This is a genomic window from Paenibacillus cisolokensis (genome assembly GCF_050481165.1).
GTDB lineage: Bacteria > Bacillota > Bacilli > Paenibacillales > Paenibacillaceae > Paenibacillus_AH > Paenibacillus_AH cisolokensis.
In genome coordinates this window covers 1-18974 of record NZ_JBCNFP010000029.1, presented here as the reverse complement: position 1 = coordinate 18974, position 18974 = coordinate 1, and the positions used below count along the sequence as shown (strand labels likewise).

Genomic DNA, 18974 nt, shown 5'->3' with positions numbered 1-18974 from the left:
GGAACGATGACGATTCGTTACGGCTTGGCCGCATTCGAGAACGATCTTCGCGCCATTTTGGGCCGGGCGTCCGACTTCCGGCAAATTATCGAGGAAGCGCGCCCGCTTTTCCGGCAGCTGCTGGATGATGACGAGCTCGTTCCGGAAGCGTACCGGCAGCCGCTGCCGGATAAATATGCGCAATATTTGCTGTACAAGCCGGAGGACAACGTTTTCTCGGTTGTCGCCTTCGTGTGGGGGCCAGGCCAGACCGCGCCGGTTCACGACCATTTGACATGGGGGCTGGTCGGCGTCTGGCGGGGCGGGATCGAGGAGAAACGATACCGCCGGACCTGGATCGAAGACGGGCGGCAGGAGGCGTATAAGCTGCAGGAAGTCCAGACAGTGCGGGCTTCGCAAGGCGATATCTCCTACGTTTACCCGCCCGATCGTGACATACACGGCGTGTCCAATCCGTTTGACGATACGGCCATCACCGTTCATGTTTACGGAACGGATATCGGACAGCAGCAGCGGTTTATCTACGACATCGATTCAGCGGACGCGCGCCCGGTTGTTACCCGGCATGCCAATGCGCAGCCGATTTACGCGGCGGGGGCGTTGCCGGACAGGGACGTTCCGGCCGGCCGGTCCGGTCTGCGGAAGGAGGGGTGACAGCAAGGTGAGCAAGTTCGGCAAACCCGTAAGACCCGGCGGCGGTCCGTTATCCGGTCTGCGCGTCATCGAGTTCGGCCAGATCGCAGCGGGGCCGTTCACCGGCATGCTGCTGGCCGATCTGGGCGCGGATGTCGTCAAAGTGGAGAAACCGGACGGCGGGGACGGCATGCGGGAATGGCCTCCGTTTTTCACCAATAACGAAGGCGATGCGTACAGCGCCAACTTCGCGTCGCTGAACCGCAACAAAAGAAGCGTGACGATCGACTTCAAGTCCGAGGCCGGGCGGCAGCGGCTGCGTCAGCTGTGCGATCGGGCGGACATTGTCATCGAAAATTTCCGTCCCGGCGTGCTGGGCAAGTACGGCTTCGGTTACGAAGCGCTGGCGGAGACGAACCCGCGGCTTGTCTATTGTTCCATTTCCGGCTACGGACAGCAGGGACCGTATGCGAAGCGGGGCGCTTTCGACGTGACGATTCAGGCGATCAGCGGGCTTATGAGCGTGACGGGCGAGGAAGACGGCATTCCCGTCAAATGCGGCGTTCCGGTGGCGGACTTCGCCGCCGGGTTATACGCGGCTTACAGCATTGCCGCCGCCGTCTTCCAGGCAAGGGAAACCGGGAAAGGCGCCTATATCGATTGTTCGATGCTCGGCAGCGTTCTCGGCATTTCCGCCTTGCAGACGAGCGAATATTACGGCAACGGGACGCCGCCGAGGAAACTCGGCACCGCTCACCCGCGCAACGCGCCGTACCAGGGGTTCAACGGCAGCGACAAGCCGTTCGTCATCGCCGCCGGCAACGACAAGCTGTGGCGGAGCGTCTGCGAGGCGGTCGGCATGCCGGAGCTGGCGGACGATCCGCGATTTGCGAGCCAGACGCTCCGCGCGAAGCGGCAGAAGGAGCTTGCCGCCATCTTGCAGGAGCGGTTTGCGCGCAAGCCGGCCGCGGAATGGCTGGCGGAATTCGAGCGTCGCGGCGTGCCGTGCGCTCCCATCAATACGTATGAGGACATTTTGCACGATCCCGCGGTCCGGGAGATGGGACTGATCGAGCCGCTGCTTCTCCCCAACGGGGTGACGACCAGCACCGTCAAGTTTCCGGTCCACATATCGGGGACGGAGACGGCCGTATACCGTCAGCCGCCCCGGCATGGCGAGCATGACGACGAAGTGTTCGCGGAATGGCTGGCGCCCGCCGTCCATTCAACCATAAACAGGTAATTTGACATTTGACAAGGAGGAATGAAACATGGCTGAAGTTAACGTGATTTTGTGGAGCAGGGAAGGATGTCAGGCTTGCCGGCAGACGAAGGCCTATTTAAAGGAAAAAGGATACGCGTATTCCAATATCGACGTGGAAGGAAAAGACTTTTTGCGGGATGTGCTGGAATTGAAATACGGCATTCGCCACGTTCCCGTCATCGAGATCGGACGGGACGGGGTGTACGAGGCGGTATTGGACGGCGATCCTAACCGGATCGAAGCTTTGCTGGCCGGGTATCGAACGGAAGGGAAGCCGGCAGGCGTTTAACGAAAGACGATGGGGGAGACATTCAGATGACGATCGGCAATGCCAAACAGGACAACTTCAAACGGAATCGGCTCACCGGCATTTGCCTGCTGATCCTGCTCGCCGTTATCGCTTCCATGCTGGGAGGCTGCGCTTCCCAAAGCGGGAATACGCCGGCAGCAGGGGAACAAGCGAAGGATAACGGGACGTTTCGGGTCGGTTATCAAAAAGGAGGCGAAACCCTCCTGCTGAAAAAGAAAAAGCTGCTCGAAACGAAGCTCGGGGAGATAGGGTACAAGGTGGAGTGGGCGGAATTCAATACCGGCAGCTCGATTCTGGAAGCGCTCAGCACCGGAAACATCGATTTCGCCAATTCCGGAGATGCCCCGTCGGTGTTCGCGCTCTCCAAAGGCCATGATTTCGTCTACGTCGCCAGCACGCCTTCGGCCGAGAAATCCGAAGGGATTCTGGTGAAGGACGATTCGGGCATCAACAGCGTCGCCGATCTGAAAGGGAAGAAGATCGCGTTCAACAAGGCGTCGATCTCCCAGTATTTGCTGACGCTGGCGTTGCAAAAGGAAGGTCTGACGATCGATGACGTCGAGCCCGTCTATCTCAATCCGCCTGAAGCGAGCGTCGCGTTCGCGCAAGGACAGGTCGACGCATGGGTCGTGTGGGACCCGTATTTCACCGTGGCGGCCGATACCGAAGGCAACCGGATTTTGACGGATGCCACCGGCATCGTTCCGTACCGCTCCTTCTATGAGAGCACGCGCCAATTTGCCGAAAAGCATCCCGATGTCATCGAGGAGACGGTCAAGCTGCTTCAGGGGGTAGCCGAAGAAATCGACAAAGATCCGTCGGAAGCGGCCGCCTTGCTGCAAGAGGCGACGAACATTCCCGTTGCCACCTGGGAAAAAATATTGAAAAACCGGCCGTCCGAAATCAGCTTCATGGACGAGGAAGCGGCAGGCGATTTGCAGAAAATGGCGGATGATTTCGTGGAAATCGGTTTTATCGACCAGCCGTTGAAGATTAACGATGCGGTATGGAAGCCGCAATGATGCCGGCACGGACGCCGGTTGACTGGAGGGAATGAAGTGAGACGTATAGGGACTGTCGGAGCGTTTAAAAAGGTTTCTCCCTGGATCGTGCCGGTGGCGATCGTTCTCCTGTGGCAGCTGCTGTCCGACTTGCGGCTGTTGTCGGCGACGATTTTGCCGGCTCCGCTTGCTGTGGCGAAAGCGGCCCTGCAGTTGGCCGAATCGGGACTGATCTTCCATCATATCGGATTGAGCGCGCAGCGGGCTCTGATCGGCTTCGCCATCGGCGGATCGATCGGCTTTGCGCTCGGCCTGATCAACGGCACATCCCGATTTGCGGAAAATATGCTGGATACGACGGTGCAGATGCTGCGGAATATTCCTCATCTGGCGCTTATCCCGCTTGTCATCGCCTGGTTCGGCATCCAGGAGGAAGCCAAAGTGTTTCTCGTGGCGCTCGGCGTTTTCTTTCCCATTTACGTCAATACGTTCCACGGCGTCCGCACGGTCGACAAAGGGCTGATCGAAATGGCGAAAGTGTACGGGCTGCGAGGATGGGGGCTTTTCCGGCAGGTGATTCTGCCGGGCGCCATGTCCTCGATACTGGTCGGCGTCCGCTATTCGCTGGGCGTCATGTGGATCTCGCTCATCGTGGCGGAGACGATCGCTTCCGATGCCGGCATCGGCTACCTGGCCATGAACGCCCGCGAGTTTATGCAGATGGACGTCGTCGTATTAAGCATTATTTTGTACGCTTTACTCGGCAAGCTGTCGGATGTCATCGCGAAGCTGCTGGAAAACCGGCTGCTGCAATGGCATCCGAATTACCGCAAGTCTTCTGCGGTGCGGAGAAAGCGATGGGGCAAGCGGCAGTTATCTTTGAACAAACCATAAAGTGGAAAGACACGCAAAACGGGAACGTTGCGCGGCCATATTTACAAACGCCAGAGCGCTTCTGGCGTTTTTTCACTTCCTATTTGCCCGTCTAGCCGCCCGCGCCATCCGTCAAATCGTCACCTGTCCGTCGGTGCGCCTGTCTTTCGTCAAATCGTCTCCGGTTCATGGGTGCCCCCGCGCCGTCTTCCGTCAAATCGTCACCTGTCCGTTTGTCCACCCCGCCATCCGTAATCGTCACCCGTCCGATGGCTCGCCCCTCGCCGCTATCCGTCTAACAGTCACCCGTCCGATGGCTCGCCCCTCGCCGCTATCCGTCTAACAGTCATCCGTCCGATGGCCCGTCCCTCGCCGTCTTTCGTTAAATTGTTGCCCGTTCGTTGATTGTCCAACGTCCGTTAACGTGCCCCCGCGTCACCTTCCGTCAAATCGTGTCCGGTTCGTAGGTGCACCTCGCCCCATCTTCAGCGCCCCCGCCACCCATTGGAGAAAATTCTGCAAAAGTGCAGGAATTTTGACCTGAATAGCTGACCATGACGTAAAATCCTGCAAAAATACAGTATTTTTTGGAAATATTCGATTATCTGGCTCGAACGGATCAAAAAAGGTGCATTATTGCAGAAATTTTCGCGTTTTGGTTGTTTTTTCCTTGAAAAAACTGTATTTTTGCAGCTTTTTGCTCTGCCTAACGCCGAGTCCAGCTAACGCCGAGTCCAGCTAACGCCAGTCCGGCTAACGCCAGTCCGGCTAACGCCTGTCCAGCTAACGCCAGTCCAGCCAACGCCAGTCCAGCCAACGCCTGTCCGGCTAACGCCCAGTCCGACTAACGCCCTCTCCACCTAACCTCCCTCTACGTCTAACGCTCTGTCCAGCTAGCACCCTGTCTCCGCCTAACACTGTCCGGCTAACGCCCAGTCCGACTAACGCCTGTCCGCCTGACGCCTGTCTGCCTAACCGCCCTCTACGTCTAACGCCCCGTCCACCTAACCCCCCGCACGCGGCGCTTCGCTACGCTCTCACTTTCTTGTAGTACTGCATCGGGGAAAGTCCGACGTGCTGCTTAAACACCTTGCTGAAATAATAAGGATCGTCCAGTCCGACCAGGTAACCGATCTCGCCGAAGCTCATATGCGTGGCCTGGATCAGCTCCTGCGCATGCTGGATGCGGACCTTGTTGACGTATCTCGTAATGGTGTATCCGGTAAATTCCTTGAACACGCGGTTCAAATAATCGTAGTTCGATTCAAATTCCTTTTCGATTAGACGGCTCGTGATTTTGTCGGCATAATACCGGTGGATAAAGTCCAGCAGCGCATGGACCTTCACAATCGCTTTCGAGCCTGGCCCCTTGTCGCTGCGCAGAACGTTCAGAAAGTACGCCCTCGACAACTCGATCAGCAATTCGGAAAATCGAAGCGCGGTCAGCCCCCTGTTGAAATGTTTGCGCCGGTACAACTGAAGCAGATCGTTCATCGCGTGCATCGTCTGATGAAAACCGTTTTTGTCCGAAAGGCTGAAATGTTTTGGAAAATGGCAAACCGGTTGTTCGTCGCCTTCGCCGGCATCCTCCAGAATCGAGCGTCTGGCCAGTTCCGCAACATTGTCAACCGATAGGGCGGACATGTCGGGATGCTTGAAATGAAAATAGTAGTAGTCGCAAAGCGCCTTCCGGGTTCCTTCATGTTCCAGACCGGGCTCCAGCAAAAGCATGTCTCCGCGCCTCAGAATGTAATCGACGCCTTCCTCCCGCATATGAAGTTCGCCGTTTTTGATGATATACAGCACATATTCATCCGTATTCCGCTTGAAATGCATCCAGGGAGTCGAGTAGGATACATAGCCCATCAGCTTGATGGCAGGAACGAGTTCCACATTCACGGCCAGCATCCGCAAGCGCTATCCTCTCCTTCGGGAAAAGTCGGTATTGTACAAAAACAGCTGGCATTTCCGATTATTCTATCACAGCCGGCCGAAAATCGCATGGTGTCCGATATTCAGCATCATCGGATAAATAGACGGTTTTTCAGTCTGCAGGCCGATACGCCCAAATCGCAAACAGGAATATCCGACACCATCACAGGAATGCAAACGGTTACCCCCCTCCCGGTTCGTACTCCATAATCAAGATGAAACAAATCGATGAGGGGAGTATATAGAGAATGAAAAACGTAAGAAAAGCGGCGCTTACGGCTCTTGCACTGATCGTTGTGCTGGTCATGGCGGCATGCTCGGGCGGTAACGGGGGGAACGAAGGAAGCGCCGGCAACGGTGGCGCCGACAATGGCGGAGGAGACAAGCCGGCCGGCAAAAAAGTGACGATCGAATATTGGCATACGTACAGCGATGCGGAAGAGGCCGTGCTCACCGAAAAGATCAAGCCTTTGTTCGAGGAAGCGTATCCGAACATCGAGCTGAAGCTGACCCGCATGCCGTACGAAGGGCTGAAGCAGCAAGTCATCGCGGGCGTGGCCGGCGACGCGGCGCCGGACCTGATGCGCATGGACATCGTATGGGTGCCCGAGTTCGCGGCCCAGAACTCGCTGATGGACTTGAGCAAGCTGGACGGCTTCGAGGAGCTGAAGGCGAATACGTTCGAAGCGCCGATGGCGACGAACTATTATAACGGCGGTTACTATGGCGTGCCGGTCAACACCAATACGAAAGTTGCGATATACAACAAGGCGACGCTGGCCGAAGCGGGTCTGACGGAACCGCCGAAGACGATGGATGAACTGGTCGCGGCGGCCGAAAAGCTGAAGAGCAAAGGCAAATACGGCATCGGCATATCCGGCATTCACGCCTGGGGGCTTGCGCCCTGGTTCTGGAGCCTTGGCGGGTCCATCACCAATGAAGACTACACCGAGGTAGACGGTTATCTGAACAGCGAGGCAAGCGTGAAAGCGCTGGAGACTATCGTCGATTGGAACAACAGAGGACTGGTGCTTCCGGTTATGCTCGGCGGCGAGCCGGGCACCTGGGACGGCATCATCAGCGGCGAATACCTGATGTCCGATGACGGGCCATGGTTCTACAGCACGAAAATCGCAGAGAAGGAAGCGACAGGCTTCGATCCGCTGGAGGAGACTGTCCGGGCGGTTATGCCGGCGGGCGACGGCGGCAGCCGTTCGGTTATCGGCGGCGAGAACCTGGTTATATTCGCCAACTCCAAGCATCCGGAGGAAGCGTGGACGTTCGCGAAGTGGATGCTTACCGAAGAGCCGCAGAAGATTATGGCGGAGACGGGCCTGATCCCGTCGAACAAAGCGGCGGCCGAAGCGATGACCTCGATGAACATCCCGTTCGTCGACACCTATGTGGAGCAGCTGAAAACCGCACTGCCGCGCACACCGATTCCGCAATGGGGCGAACTGGAAGCAATCTTCAACCTGGCGTTCGAGAAGGCGATCCGCGGCGAGCAGGAGCCGAAGGCTGCGCTTGACGATGCGGTGAAGCAAATCGAAGCGATTTTGAAGTAAAACGAGACAGTATCCATCAGGGCTACTTTGCCAAGCAGCCGCTTCGGCGAAGCAGCCCTTTTTCCCGGAAAATACGCATTCCGCTTATTCAACGAAAGGAGTCCTCAAGCTTATGTCCAGTTCCTTCATGTCACCGGAGATCCGTAACGCTCCTCATACAAGGAAGAGCAGGCTAGCGATCGGCCTGAGGCAATGGATGGCGGTGCTGCCGTTCGTGGCGCTTGGCTTTATCGGCACGGCCGTATTCGTGCTTTACCCCATGGTCCGCAATATTATGATCAGCTTCCAGGACTTCAGCATCATGCCGAACGCGACGAACGCGTGGGTCGGCTTCGACAACTATTTGAAGGTGTTCCAGGACCCGAACGACCGGTTTTTCATCGCTTTGCGCAACACCTTTCTGAACGTGGCGGCCACTGTGCCGGTCAACTGGTTCCTTGCCGTGTTCTTCGCGGTGCTGATTAACGCCAAATTCGTCAAATTCAAGATTGCGTTCCGCACCATCTATTACTTGCCGATCGTGACATCCTGGATCATCATCGCACTCTTGTTCAAATATTTGTTCGCGGACGGAGACGGCGGCATTATCAACTTCATCCTGCACAAGCAGCTCGGCATCATTTCGGAACCGATCTCCTGGCGCAACCATTACTGGTCAGCCATGGTGATGATCTGGCTGTTTCACATCTGGAAGACCGTCGGCTGGGGCGTCGTTATCTATCTGGCCGCGCTTCAGGGCATTCCGAAGGATCTGTACGAAGCGGCCGACATCGACGGAGCGAACGTCATGCAGAAGTTCTGGCGCATTACGATTCCGCTCCTGAAGCCGATTACGCTGTTCGTTGTCATCAATCTCATTAACGGCGCCTTCGGTTTCTTCCCGCAAGTTTATTTCATTACCCAAGGCGGACCGATGAACCAGACGCATGTCATTCCGAGCCTGATCTACATCGAGGCGTTCCAGAATATGAAGTTCGGGCCGGCTTCCGCGATGGGTGTCATGATGGGCTTGCTTGTGTTCATTCTCACCTACACGCAAATGAAAAAAATCGGAAGACAGCGCATGTTTTAAGGAGGATCGCTAATGAGAACTTCGCTAATCAATCAAATTATCGTTTACGCGATTATCATAACCGGCGCTCTTCTGTTCGTCTTCCCGTTCATTTATATGATCCTGACGACGTTCTTCCTGGGCACGAATACGCTGCCCAAGCCGGATCAGGTCTTTTCGGTCAACATCAATTTCACGAACTATATCACCGTCTGGAACAAAAACAATTTCGTCAACTATTTCATGAACAGCGTCATCGTCACATCCGTTGCGATGGTAGGCTCTCTTTTGCTGGGCGCGCTGACGGCCTACGGCTTCGCCAGATTCACCTTTCCCGGCAAGGAGCTGATTTTCCGTCTGTTCCTGCTGACGATTTTTATCCCGGGCGTCATCAACATTATTCCGCAATTCGTCATTATCAAAGAGATGGGACTCGTGAACACCTACAGCGGCCTGTGGCTCGTTTACATCGCGGGCGGCGTTATCGGCAACGTGTTTTTCCTGCGCGGGTTTTTCGAGAGTATTCCGAAGGAGCTGGAAGAATCCGTTCTGATTGACGGCGGCGGCAACTGGCGCATCTTCTGGAACATCTACCTGCCCCAGTCGCTGCCCGCGTTGGGAACGCTGGCGATCTTTATTTTTCAAGGCACGTGGGAGGAATATTTCCTGGCGCTGACCCTCATCAAGAGCGAAGCGCTGCGCACGCTGCCGATCGCGATTCTGATGTTCAACGACAAGTACTCGACCAACTACGGCCAAGTATTCGCGGCGTCTGTAATCGCCCTGCTGCCTGTCATTCTGCTTTACATGACGTTCCAGAAGAAGTTCGTGCAATCCGGCTACAATGAAGGCGGCGTGAAAGGCTAAATCGATGACAAGGAGAATATGCGAATCATGAAAACGACTGGATTCCGGTACGGAACGACGACCGTTTGTGCCGGTATACTGCTCATGTCCGCATTGCTGGCGGGTTGCTTCGGTAAGAAAGAAACGATCGGACCGCAGAAGGCCGGCAGCGCCGGTCAGATTGCATACGTGACGACGGACAAAGCAAGGTACAATCCCGGCGAACCCGTCCGATATACGGTGACGATGGAAGAGACGGAGCAGGGCGGCGAGCTGATCGTCCGCTACAAGCATCTGGACGAGATCGTCGAAGAAACGACGATACAATGGGACGGCTCCCCGGAGGTGAAGTGGGAGTGGATGCCCCCGAAGGATGATTTCAAAGGCTATATGGCGGAAATTTATTTGAAGCAGGGCCGGGAAATTGCGGATCACGCCAACATTGCGGTGGACGTCTCCTCGGATTGGGGCAAGTTTCCGCGCTACGGCTATCTCGCCGATTTTATGGCGATGGACAGCGCGGAGCAGGAAGAGATTATCGAGCGGCTGAACCGCTACCGCATTAACGGCCTCCAGTTCTACGACTGGCAGTGGAAGCATCATATTCCGCTCAAGATGGACGGGGACCAGCCCGCGTCGCAATGGCCGGATATTGCGAACCGGATGGTGTCCTACGATACGGTCAAAACCTATATCGACCTGGCCCACGGCAAAAACATGAAGGCGATGAACTACAACCTGCTGTTCGGCGCGTTCGAGGATGCGGAGGCCGACGGCGTGAAGCGGGAGTGGGGGCTGTTCAAGGACCCTCTGCTGGAAAATCAGGACCGCCATCCGCTGCCGGACAGCTGGGCGAGCGACATTATGCTCATGAATCCCGGCCACGAAGAGTGGCAGCGTTATTTGATCGACAAGGAGAAGGAAGTGTACCGTCATCTGCCGTTTGACGGCTGGCATGTCGATCAGCTCGGCGACCGGGGCATCTTGTACGACGGCAACGCCGACAAGGTCAATTTGCCGGAAACGTACGGCCCGTTCCTGGAAGCGGCGAAGCAGGAGCTGGACGTCGATTACGTCATGAACGCGGTCGGCCAATTCGGCCAGCCGTATATCGCGAAGGCGCCGGTGAAGTTCCTGTATACCGAAGTATGGGACGCTCATCCGCTGTACCGCAATTTGAAGGAAATCGTGGACCAGAATCTGAAGTACAGCGGCGGCGGATTAAGCACCGTGTTGGCCGCTTATATGAACTACAATCACGCCGATTCGCCGGGCGAGTTCAACACGCCGGGCGTGCTGCTGACGGACGCCGTCATCTTCGCCTCGGGGGGAGCGCATCTGGAGCTCGGCGAGAACATGCTGGCGAAGGAATATTTTCCGAACAAAAACCTGACCATGCCGGATGAGCTGAAGGATGTGCTGATCGTCTATTACGACTTTCTGACCGCTTATCAAAATCTGCTGCGCGACAATGCGGCCGATATCGAGCTGCAGGCGGAAACCGTGAACGGTCCGGCGTTATCATCCGAGCCGGAGCGGGGCAAGGTGTGGAGCTTCGCCAAGGAGGCAAGCGGCAGACAGGTGCTTCATCTGATCAACTTCACCGGCGTCACCGGCATGGAATGGAAGGATGCGGACGCGACGCAGACCGAACCGGAAGAGCAGACGGACCTGAAGCTGAAAGTAAACGCGGACGGCAAGGTGAAGAAGGTGTGGATGGCTTCACCGGATTATTACAACGGTTCTGCGGTCGCTTTGGACTTCACGCAGAAGGACGGCGTGCTGGAGCTGACGCTGCCGAAGCTGAAATATTGGGACATGGTCGTATTGGAATACGGCAGCCGGCCGTAATCGAGCGATTCGGCCGCGTATTTGCGTATAAGCAAAGACGCCTGATGCAGGCGTCTTTCCGTCGTTGCCGGGGTGTTGGCTACTTTTTCATTTTGCGTTGCCGCAGCGATAGACTACAATAATGGACGGAAGAAGCAACGGAGGAGGAAGGCATGCTCGAAAAATACCGGATAACGAAACGAATGACGTTTACAACGAGAATGATCTTTGCTTTCGTCATCGTCATTCTGATCTCGACCTTGTTTACGAGCTTCTCCTTCTATATCGTATCCAACGCGACCGTGAAGCGGAACGTGCGGGACGCATCGATCCAGATCGCCAAGCAGGGCGCGGATTCCTTATCTTTTATTCTGAATGCCGGCAGCGACGTGTCCGACATGATCTACATCGACCCCCGCATCCGGCATGTGCTTTCGAACAGTCCGACGAGCGGCACGGATCTGCTCGAATGGCGGAGCAATGAGGATGAAATGAAGAGCTTCCTGAACAATGCCGTATATTCCAGCTCCTTCGTCAGCATCGTATACGTCCTGAAGGACAGCGCGACGGGATGGGGCAGCGGCACCTTCTCCAGAATCAAGCTGTCGCGCTACGATGTGGAAAACCAGCCCTGGACGGCGGAGGCCCGCAAGCTGGAAGGAGGACTCGTGTGGGGCGGGATTCAGGCGGATCAGCTCAGCAACGCCGGCGATACGACGCAGATGGTGCTGCCGATCGGCCGGGCGATCAAGGATTACGTGAGCAACGAGACGATCGGTTATATTCTCGTCAATCTGAACGGACGCAAGGTGATCGATACCATTGAGGAGATGAAGCTCGGCGAGACCGGGAGCTTCCTCGTCGTCGACGGGGAGGGGCGCATCATGATTGCCGCGAATACGGACCAAATCGGCAAGCCGGTCGACAACCCGGAGCTGCTCTCCCATATTACGGAAGATCCGTATGTCGAATTCGAGTTTCGTCAGGGCGATATTCCGTATTACGGCGTGAAGCAGGCGCTCAGCAACGGCTGGATGCTGGTCGGCACCGTCCCCGTTCACGAGATTACCGACAAGCTGGGCGCGCTGCACCGGAACATTCTGTTCTCCTTCGGGGCGTTCACCCTGCTCGGGATCGGCATGGGGCTGATCATCGCCAATCGGGTCACGCGGCCGATCAAGCAGCTGACAAGACAGATGAAGCGGGTGCAGAAGGGCGATTTGACCGTGCAGACCGATGTGCGCACAAGCGATGAATTCGGCCTCTTGAGCCATCAATTCAACAAAATGATTACCGACATCAATCGGTTGATGGAGCAGGTGACCGAGGAGCAGAAGCGGAAGCAGGAGGCGGAGCTGCGGGCGGTCATCCACCGCATCAATCCGCATTTTCTGTTCAATACGCTTGGCACGATCCGGTGGCTGATCAAATACGGGCAGTCGGAGCGGGCTTACGACGGCATATCCGCCCTGACGAGATTGCTGGAAGCGAATATGGGCAGGAAAGGCAATTTCGTGACGATTGCCGAGGAACTGGACATTATCGAAAAATATTTGGTCATTCTGGAAATGCGCTACAACAAGCGCTTCAAGCTGACCGTTCGGAAGGACGACGATGCGGCGGAGCTGCCGGTGCCGCGCATGCTGATTCAGCCGCTGGTCGAGAACGCGATCTTTCACGGCATCGTGCCGAAAAATACGGACGGCGAAATCGAAATCGAGGTTCGTCAGGAAGGGGAGGCGACCGTCATTACGGTCGCAGACGACGGCCTTGGCATTTTGCCTCACAAGTCGGAACTGACGAAGTCGGTGGAAGAAGCGGTCCAGGGCGGCGTGACAGGCATTGGCCTTCAGCATGTGTACGAAAGCGTGCGGCTTTATTTCGATCGGGCCTCGGAGGTGGCGCTGCATCGCCGGGAAGAAGGCGGCACGCTGGCCAAGATCGTCCTGTATCCGCAAAAAAATGCCGCAGCAGGAAAGGTGAGCGATAATGTGGCGGGCAATGATTGTTGACGACGAGCCGATCATTCGTTTCGGGATCAAGGCTTCGGTAGACTGGACGGGGGAAGGGATCGAGATTGCGGCCGACTGCGCGAACGGAGCGGAGGCGCTGCAGATGCTGGAAAGAGAGCCGATCGATATTCTGATTACGGATATCAAGATGCCGATTATGGACGGTCTGGACCTGACGCGGCGCGCGCTGGCGATCAATCCCGGTATGAAGGTCATACTCGTGAGCAGCCACAACGACTTCGAGTACGTAAGGGAAGGAATCAAGCTCGGTGTCGTGGATTACATTCTGAAGCATACGCTGGAGCCGGAGGAGCTGCTCGAGATCGTACGCAAGTGCAAGGAGACGCTCGAGGAAGAGCGCCGGATGCGCAGCCGGCTGAATGGCGCAGACCGGGAAAAGGCAGCGCTGCTGCGCAAACGCTACGAGGGCGAGCTGAAGCTGCATCTGATCCAGCGCACGGAGCGTCTGCCGGCAGGCGAATATCCGGCATGGCTTGACGATGCGTATGTCGCGATCCATATTAAGCTGAACCGGATATCGGCAATCGAAGAGCAGCACGGCTATTTGTACAAGTCGGTTTTGCTCGAGCAATTTGCGGATGCGCTGTACGCGGAAGTGCCGGAGGGGATCGCGGTTCAGACGGCGGAAAATGAGTTGTTTTTCCTGATGCCCGGGCCTAAGGACAATTCCGGTCCGCAGGCCGGCCCGCCGATGGCCGAACGTCTTCGCGGGCTGAAGGGGCTGCTTGAGCTCGATGGCGGAACCAGCGTAACGTTCGGTTATGCGGAAGGCCGGGGAGCAGACGAAATCCGCGCCGTCTTCGTTCGCAGCCAGGAAGCGTCCGACCGGGGCTTCTTCGAGGGCAGCGGCATCTTCGCATACGATGCGTCCGCCGCAATTCGGCGCGAAGGCAAGCATCTGCCTACGATGTATCAAACGGCTGCGGCCGCCGGCGACGAACGGGTCGGCGAGCTGCTGGAGGAATGGCGCGCCGATTGGTCGCAGGGCGGCCGCTCGCCCATTGCGCTGAAGGAAGAGGCGAGCCGCGTATTGTCCTTGATGTTCAAGCGGCATGTGGACCCCTATGCGCTTGTGGATTGCTTCGACCGGCTGTTCAAGACGGAGACGCTCGACGAGCTGTGCGAAACGCTGAAGCTCAGTATCGCGGAGCTGCGGAAGGCCCGCCTGGAAAGCTTCGATGCGCAGGGCACGGGTCATCCGATCGACAAGGCGCTGGACTACATCCGCGCGCATTATTTGGAGACGTTGACGCTGCAGCAGGTTGCCGATTTCGTTCATGTGAGCAAAAATTATTTTTCGATTCTGTTCAAGAAGGTAACGGGCCAAAATTTCATCGACTACGTTATCACGCTGCGCATCCAGAAGGCGAAGGAGCTGCTCGCCGGCACCGAGCTGAAGGTGTACGAGGTGGCGGAGCAGTCCGGCTTTAACGACGTGAAGTACTTCAGCAAGCTCTTCAAGAAGATGACCGGCCACTCGCCTGTCGATTACCGGGAGCGGCATCCGCACCGGACGACTGGCGGCGGGACCTTGAAGGGAGAGAGCGCCCCATGAAGCTGAGAACGCTCAAAGCGCTGCCCGCAGCCGTTATAATGGTCGCAGCGCTCGGAGGCTGCATGGGCAATTCCGTCATTGACGACATGAGCACGGTGAAAAGGCTTGGCGACGAGCCGCAGAAGCGCATCGTCATCTGGCATACGTACAGCGACGAAGAAACGGTTGTGTTCGAGAAGGAGGTCATTCCGAAGTTCGAGGCGGAGCATCCCGACATTCGCATCGAATCGGTAAGGCAGACCCATAACCGGGAATACCACGCCGCTCTGCTTGCGCGCGCGTCGGCAGGGAAGACGCCGGACATTATCCGCATGGATTATACGTGGGTGCCCCTGTTCGCTCAACGCAATCTGCTGCAGCCGCTGGAGCGGTTTCCCGAGTTCGGGAACGTGTCGCGGCAGCTGCAGGGACGCATGATGGAGACGAACCGTTACGCCGATCATACCTACGGACTTCCGCTCAACATCACGACGAAAGCGGCCATTTACAATGAGCGGCTTCTGTCCGGGCTGGGCGTTGCCGAGCCGCCGTCCTCCTTCTCCGAGCTTGTGAAGCTTGCCCGCGACAACGGGTACGCGCTGGGCATGTCGGACGTCGGCATGTGGAACAGTCTGCCGTATTTTATGGCGCTCGGAGGACAGCTGGCGGATGAAGACTTCACCCGCACAGACGGCTATTTGAACAGCGAACGGAGCATAGCGGCGATGAAGCAATTGCTCGGGCTGTACCGGGAAGGCGTCATCAATCCGTGGCTGCTGAAGGGGAACGCCGATTTGTGGCGGGAGGTGTACGACGAGGACCGCTTCCTCATGATCGACGAGGGGCCGTGGTATTACAGCATTCTTCTGAATTCCTCGGGCGTGGAGGTCGATCTGCTGGAGCGGACGAAGCCGGCGCCTTTCCCGACAGACGGCGAATACGGCTCCGTCATCGGCGGCGAAAGCCTTGTGATGACCAAAGGCGCGCGCCACAAGCCGGAGGCATGGACATTCATGAGCTGGCTGGTGAAGAAGGAAACGCAGCTGACGCTTCTCAAGGCCGGGCTCATTCCGGTCAATACCGAAGCTTTCGAGGAAGGCCGCCGCTCGGACAGCAAGGCCAACCGTTATCTGGAAGCTTTTATGGACGGGATTCAGCAAGCTTTCTATCGTCCCGCCATCCCGCAATGGAATGAGGTGGAGAAGCTGTACGAAGCGGCGATGGAGGATATATTCATGCGGGGCAGCGATGTGGAAACGACGCTTCGGGAGACGTCCGAAAAAATCGACGCGCTGCTGGCAAATCAGGAGAAAAAGTCGGTATTGTACAAATAAAGTATCTTCTTGCCATTTCCGTCCGGTTTTCCGCCGTCTATACTGAGTGGGTGACCCAAGGATGAGGAGGTTCGAGAATGAAATTGTTTCGTATCGGGTTGATCGGACTGGGCGGAATGGCGAACGTTCATATAAACGGTTTGAAAAACGTGCCCAACACGACCATCACCGCCATTTGCGATGTTCAGCATGCCGCTCTCGAAAAGGTCGGCGATCAACTGGGTATTCCGCCGGAGAAGCGGTTCACCGATTTTCACAAGCTGATTCGGGATGAAGATGTCGATGCCGTAGTTTCCGTGACGCCCAATCTGGTGCACGCGGAAATTATGAGAAGTTGCTTGGAAGCGAAAAAGCCGTTTTTGTCGGAGAAACCGTTTACGATGACCTTCGACGAGGCGGAAGAGCTGAAGCGGTATTATGAACAGGGGCCTGTCCCTGCGATGATCGGCTTTAGCTACCGCTATACGCCGGCTTTCCGGTATGCCAAGGAATGGCTGACGCAAGGGAAAATCGGGGACGTACGGAGCTTCTCGGTTCAATATTTGCAAAGCTGGGGGGCCGCCGTTTACAATCAGCCTTTCGTATGGAGATTGGACAAAAGCGTGACCGGCACCGGGGCGCTTGGCGATTTGGGCGCGCATATGATCGATCTGGCCCACTACCTGATCGGCCCTTTCCGGGAGTTGTCGGCGAATTTGGAAACGTTTATTTCCAGCAGAAAAAGCCTGACCTCCGACGAATGGATCAAGGTGGAAGTGGACGATTTTGCCAGCTTTCAGGCACGGATGGCAAACGGTGCGGCCGGTGTGTTCCAGACGTCGCGCAACGCGATCGGTTCCGGCAATCAACTGGAGATCTCGTTGTACGGCGACCGGGGAACGCTGCATGCCAGCACGCTTCATCCGGACAAGCTGGTCTGGATCCACATCGATGAGGAAAGCGGCGAACTCGTGGAGAAGAAGTTGGATGTTCCGCAACGGGTCAAGCTGTCCCAGTGGGAAGACTTCGCCGGTCTGCTGGCCGGAACGCCGAGCGACAGCTTGCCCGATTTCAAGGCCGGTTATGAAAATCAGAAAGTACTGGAGGCCGTCGTCCGCTCGAATGAATGGAAACGGACGGTTTCGGTCGAGGACCTTTCCGCACGGACACTTGAATAGAAAGAAGGCGATCCGTTCATGCTGCCGTTCAGGACATCGTTAAACGCTTCAACCTTGTTCCCGTTCAAGCTGGAATTGAAGGAACAAATCCGCGTAGCCGCGGAAGCGGGATATGAGGGAATCGAAATTTGGATGCGCGATTTGGAAGCTTATGCCGCTGCCGGCCATACGTTGGCGTCGTTAAAAAGATATATTGCGGATACGGGAATCGGCGTCGTGAACGCGATCGCCTTCTTCAAATGGGCGGATGAAGACCCTGCGGTCCGCGAGCAAAGCTTCGGGCAGGCCAAGCGGGAGATGGAGATGCTGGCCGAAATCGGCTGCGGCGCGGTGGCGGCTCCGCCTTTCGGCCAAGTGGAGAACGTGCCGCTGGAGGAGATGGCGGTTCAATATGCCAGATTGATCGAGCTCGGCAGGCCATTGGGCGTCGAGCCGTATCTGGAGTTTTGGGGAAGGGCCCGCAAGCTGTCGAAGCTCAGCGAGGCCGTATATGTCGCGATGGAAAGCGGGTATCCGGATGCGAAGCTGCTGCTCGATCCGTTCCATATGTACGTCGGCGGCAGCCGTCTGGAGACGCTGTCCTATTTGAACGGCAGCCGGATCGGGATCGTTCATGTCAATGATTATCCGGCTTCGCCCGGCCGGGAGCATATCGCCGACCGGGACCGTCTGTTCCCGGGCGACGGCATCGCTCCTTCCGCCACATTCGCGAGATTGCTCTACGAAATCGGTTACGACGGCTTTCTGTCGCTGGAATTGTTTACGGAGGATTTCGGCGGCGAATCTGCGCTTGATGTAGCCTCCCGCGGTTTGATGAAGATGCGGGCCGCGTATGCAATCTCCGGCCAAACGGCAAATAATTCTTGAATAAACAGAGACCGTTACGGCATGCTGCTCGTCGTCGCCGTCATCTACACGATCGCGCTCGTTGCTGTCGGCATGCTGCTCACCGGCTTGACAAGAACGCCGGAGCAATTCGGTATTGTGCTGCAGATCGCCGCTGCCGCCATGCCGCTCCTCGGCGGAGCCTACTGGCCGCCCGGGACGGTCACGAATCCGATTATTCTGGCCGTCTCCGAATTCGTTCCGCTTACGCATGCGATGCAAGCGATGAAAGGGATCGCCTTGCAGCAGTACGGTCCGGCCGAACTGGCTGCGCCCTTGGCAAAACTGCTGCTGATTGCCGTTCTCTGCATGGGCGTCGGCATCAACATGGACGAGCGGCGTTCCCATTAGCGGCGGCGGGACCGAGCGTTAGCGAAACGGCCGGCTGCCGGCTGTGCCGCCCGGCGCGCACCTAGGCCGCACGGCGCACGGCCATAACCGCACGGCGCACGGCCATAACCGCACGGCGCACGGCCATAACCGCCCGGCGCACGCCATAACCGCCCGGCGCACGCCATAACCGCACGCGCACGGCCATAACCGCACGCGCACGGCCATAACCGCACGCGCACGGCCATAACCGCACGCGCACGGCCTCAACCGCATGGCGCACGGCCATAACCGCATGGCGCACGGCCATAACCGCATGGCGCACGGCGAATAAGCACTTCGTTTCCGCAGGAAACGGGTGCTTTTTTAATATTAAACCTGAATTTCGAAAGTGCG

At 57.0% G+C, this 18974-nt stretch carries 18 protein-coding genes; 15 read left to right on the top strand and 3 right to left on the bottom strand.

The window, feature by feature from the left end; translation table 11 throughout:
- Positions 1–6: 6 nt before the first annotated feature.
- The 5 genes from ABEV74_RS05365 to ssuC are packed head-to-tail and all read left to right on the top strand — an operon-like array spanning position 7 to position 4102.
- A complete protein-coding gene (locus tag ABEV74_RS05365; protein ID WP_430144048.1) occupies positions 7–654 on the top strand; it encodes a cysteine dioxygenase family protein in 648 nt (215 codons plus the stop codon).
- Positions 655–661: 7 nt separating this feature from the next.
- Positions 662–1876: a CaiB/BaiF CoA transferase family protein gene (locus ABEV74_RS05360; RefSeq protein ID WP_430144045.1), complete on the top strand. Its 1215-nt coding sequence runs from the start codon at positions 662–664 to the stop codon at positions 1874–1876.
- Between the two features lie 28 nt (positions 1877–1904).
- Positions 1905–2186: a glutaredoxin family protein gene (locus tag ABEV74_RS05355; RefSeq protein ID WP_062493707.1), complete on the top strand. Its 282-nt coding sequence runs from the start codon at positions 1905–1907 to the stop codon at positions 2184–2186.
- 26 nt (positions 2187–2212) lie between these two features.
- Entirely contained in the window at positions 2213–3229 is a 1017-nt protein-coding gene (locus tag ABEV74_RS05350) for an aliphatic sulfonate ABC transporter substrate-binding protein (protein ID WP_430144041.1), read from the top strand.
- Between the two features lie 36 nt (positions 3230–3265).
- On the top strand, positions 3266–4102 hold the full coding sequence (ssuC, locus tag ABEV74_RS05345) for an aliphatic sulfonate ABC transporter permease SsuC (RefSeq protein ID WP_244863275.1): 837 nt from the start codon (positions 3266–3268) through the stop codon (positions 4100–4102).
- Between the two features lie 91 nt (positions 4103–4193).
- Here the strand turns inward: ssuC and ABEV74_RS05340 are convergent, their stop codons facing one another.
- Positions 4194–4343 (bottom strand): hypothetical protein, encoded by a 150-nt coding sequence (locus ABEV74_RS05340; RefSeq protein WP_430144038.1) that lies wholly within the window; start codon positions 4341–4343, stop codon positions 4194–4196.
- Positions 4344–5110: 767 nt separating this feature from the next.
- On the bottom strand, positions 5111–5989 hold the full coding sequence (locus ABEV74_RS05335) for an AraC family transcriptional regulator (RefSeq protein WP_062496986.1): 879 nt from the start codon (positions 5987–5989) through the stop codon (positions 5111–5113).
- Between the two features lie 272 nt (positions 5990–6261).
- On the opposite strand from ABEV74_RS05335, the gene ABEV74_RS05330 reads away from it, so the two are divergent.
- The 10 genes from ABEV74_RS05330 (at position 6262) to ABEV74_RS05285 (ending at position 18599) form a co-directional block, all read left to right on the top strand.
- Positions 6262–7578 (top strand): extracellular solute-binding protein, encoded by a 1317-nt coding sequence (locus ABEV74_RS05330; RefSeq protein WP_062493703.1) that lies wholly within the window; start codon positions 6262–6264, stop codon positions 7576–7578.
- 112 nt (positions 7579–7690) lie between these two features.
- Positions 7691–8650, top strand: a complete 960-nt coding sequence (locus tag ABEV74_RS05325) for a carbohydrate ABC transporter permease (RefSeq protein ID WP_082655273.1) — start codon at positions 7691–7693, stop codon at positions 8648–8650.
- A 12-nt stretch (positions 8651–8662) separates the two neighbouring features.
- Complete coding sequence (locus ABEV74_RS05320) at positions 8663–9496, top strand: carbohydrate ABC transporter permease (RefSeq protein WP_062493699.1); 834 nt, start codon at positions 8663–8665, stop codon at positions 9494–9496.
- A gap of 27 nt (positions 9497–9523) precedes the next feature.
- Positions 9524–11326 (top strand): glycoside hydrolase family 66 protein, encoded by a 1803-nt coding sequence (locus tag ABEV74_RS05315; protein WP_430144035.1) that lies wholly within the window; start codon positions 9524–9526, stop codon positions 11324–11326.
- A gap of 152 nt (positions 11327–11478) precedes the next feature.
- On the top strand, positions 11479–13317 hold the full coding sequence (locus ABEV74_RS05310; RefSeq protein ID WP_430144033.1) for a cache domain-containing sensor histidine kinase: 1839 nt from the start codon (positions 11479–11481) through the stop codon (positions 13315–13317).
- Entirely contained in the window at positions 13295–14893 is a 1599-nt protein-coding gene (locus ABEV74_RS05305) for a response regulator transcription factor (RefSeq protein ID WP_062493693.1), read from the top strand. The genes ABEV74_RS05310 and ABEV74_RS05305 overlap by 23 nt, the downstream gene beginning before the upstream one ends.
- Positions 14890–16206 carry an extracellular solute-binding protein gene (locus tag ABEV74_RS05300; RefSeq protein WP_430144030.1) on the top strand — a complete coding sequence of 439 codons (1317 nt, stop codon included), beginning with the start codon at positions 14890–14892 and terminating at the stop codon, positions 16204–16206. Before ABEV74_RS05305 ends, ABEV74_RS05300 begins: the two co-directional genes overlap by 4 nt.
- Before the next feature lie 77 nt (positions 16207–16283).
- Complete coding sequence (locus ABEV74_RS05295; RefSeq protein ID WP_430144027.1) at positions 16284–17363, top strand: Gfo/Idh/MocA family protein; 1080 nt, start codon at positions 16284–16286, stop codon at positions 17361–17363.
- Positions 17364–17381: 18 nt separating this feature from the next.
- A complete protein-coding gene (locus ABEV74_RS05290) occupies positions 17382–18230 on the top strand; it encodes a sugar phosphate isomerase/epimerase family protein (protein ID WP_430144024.1) in 849 nt (282 codons plus the stop codon).
- Between the two features lie 21 nt (positions 18231–18251).
- A complete protein-coding gene (locus ABEV74_RS05285) occupies positions 18252–18599 on the top strand; it encodes an ABC transporter permease (RefSeq protein WP_430144021.1) in 348 nt (115 codons plus the stop codon).
- Between the two features lie 61 nt (positions 18600–18660).
- Here the strand turns inward: ABEV74_RS05285 and ABEV74_RS05280 are convergent.
- Positions 18661–18974 (bottom strand): hypothetical protein (locus ABEV74_RS05280; RefSeq protein ID WP_430144020.1); only part of this gene is annotated, 314 nt, incomplete at its 5' end.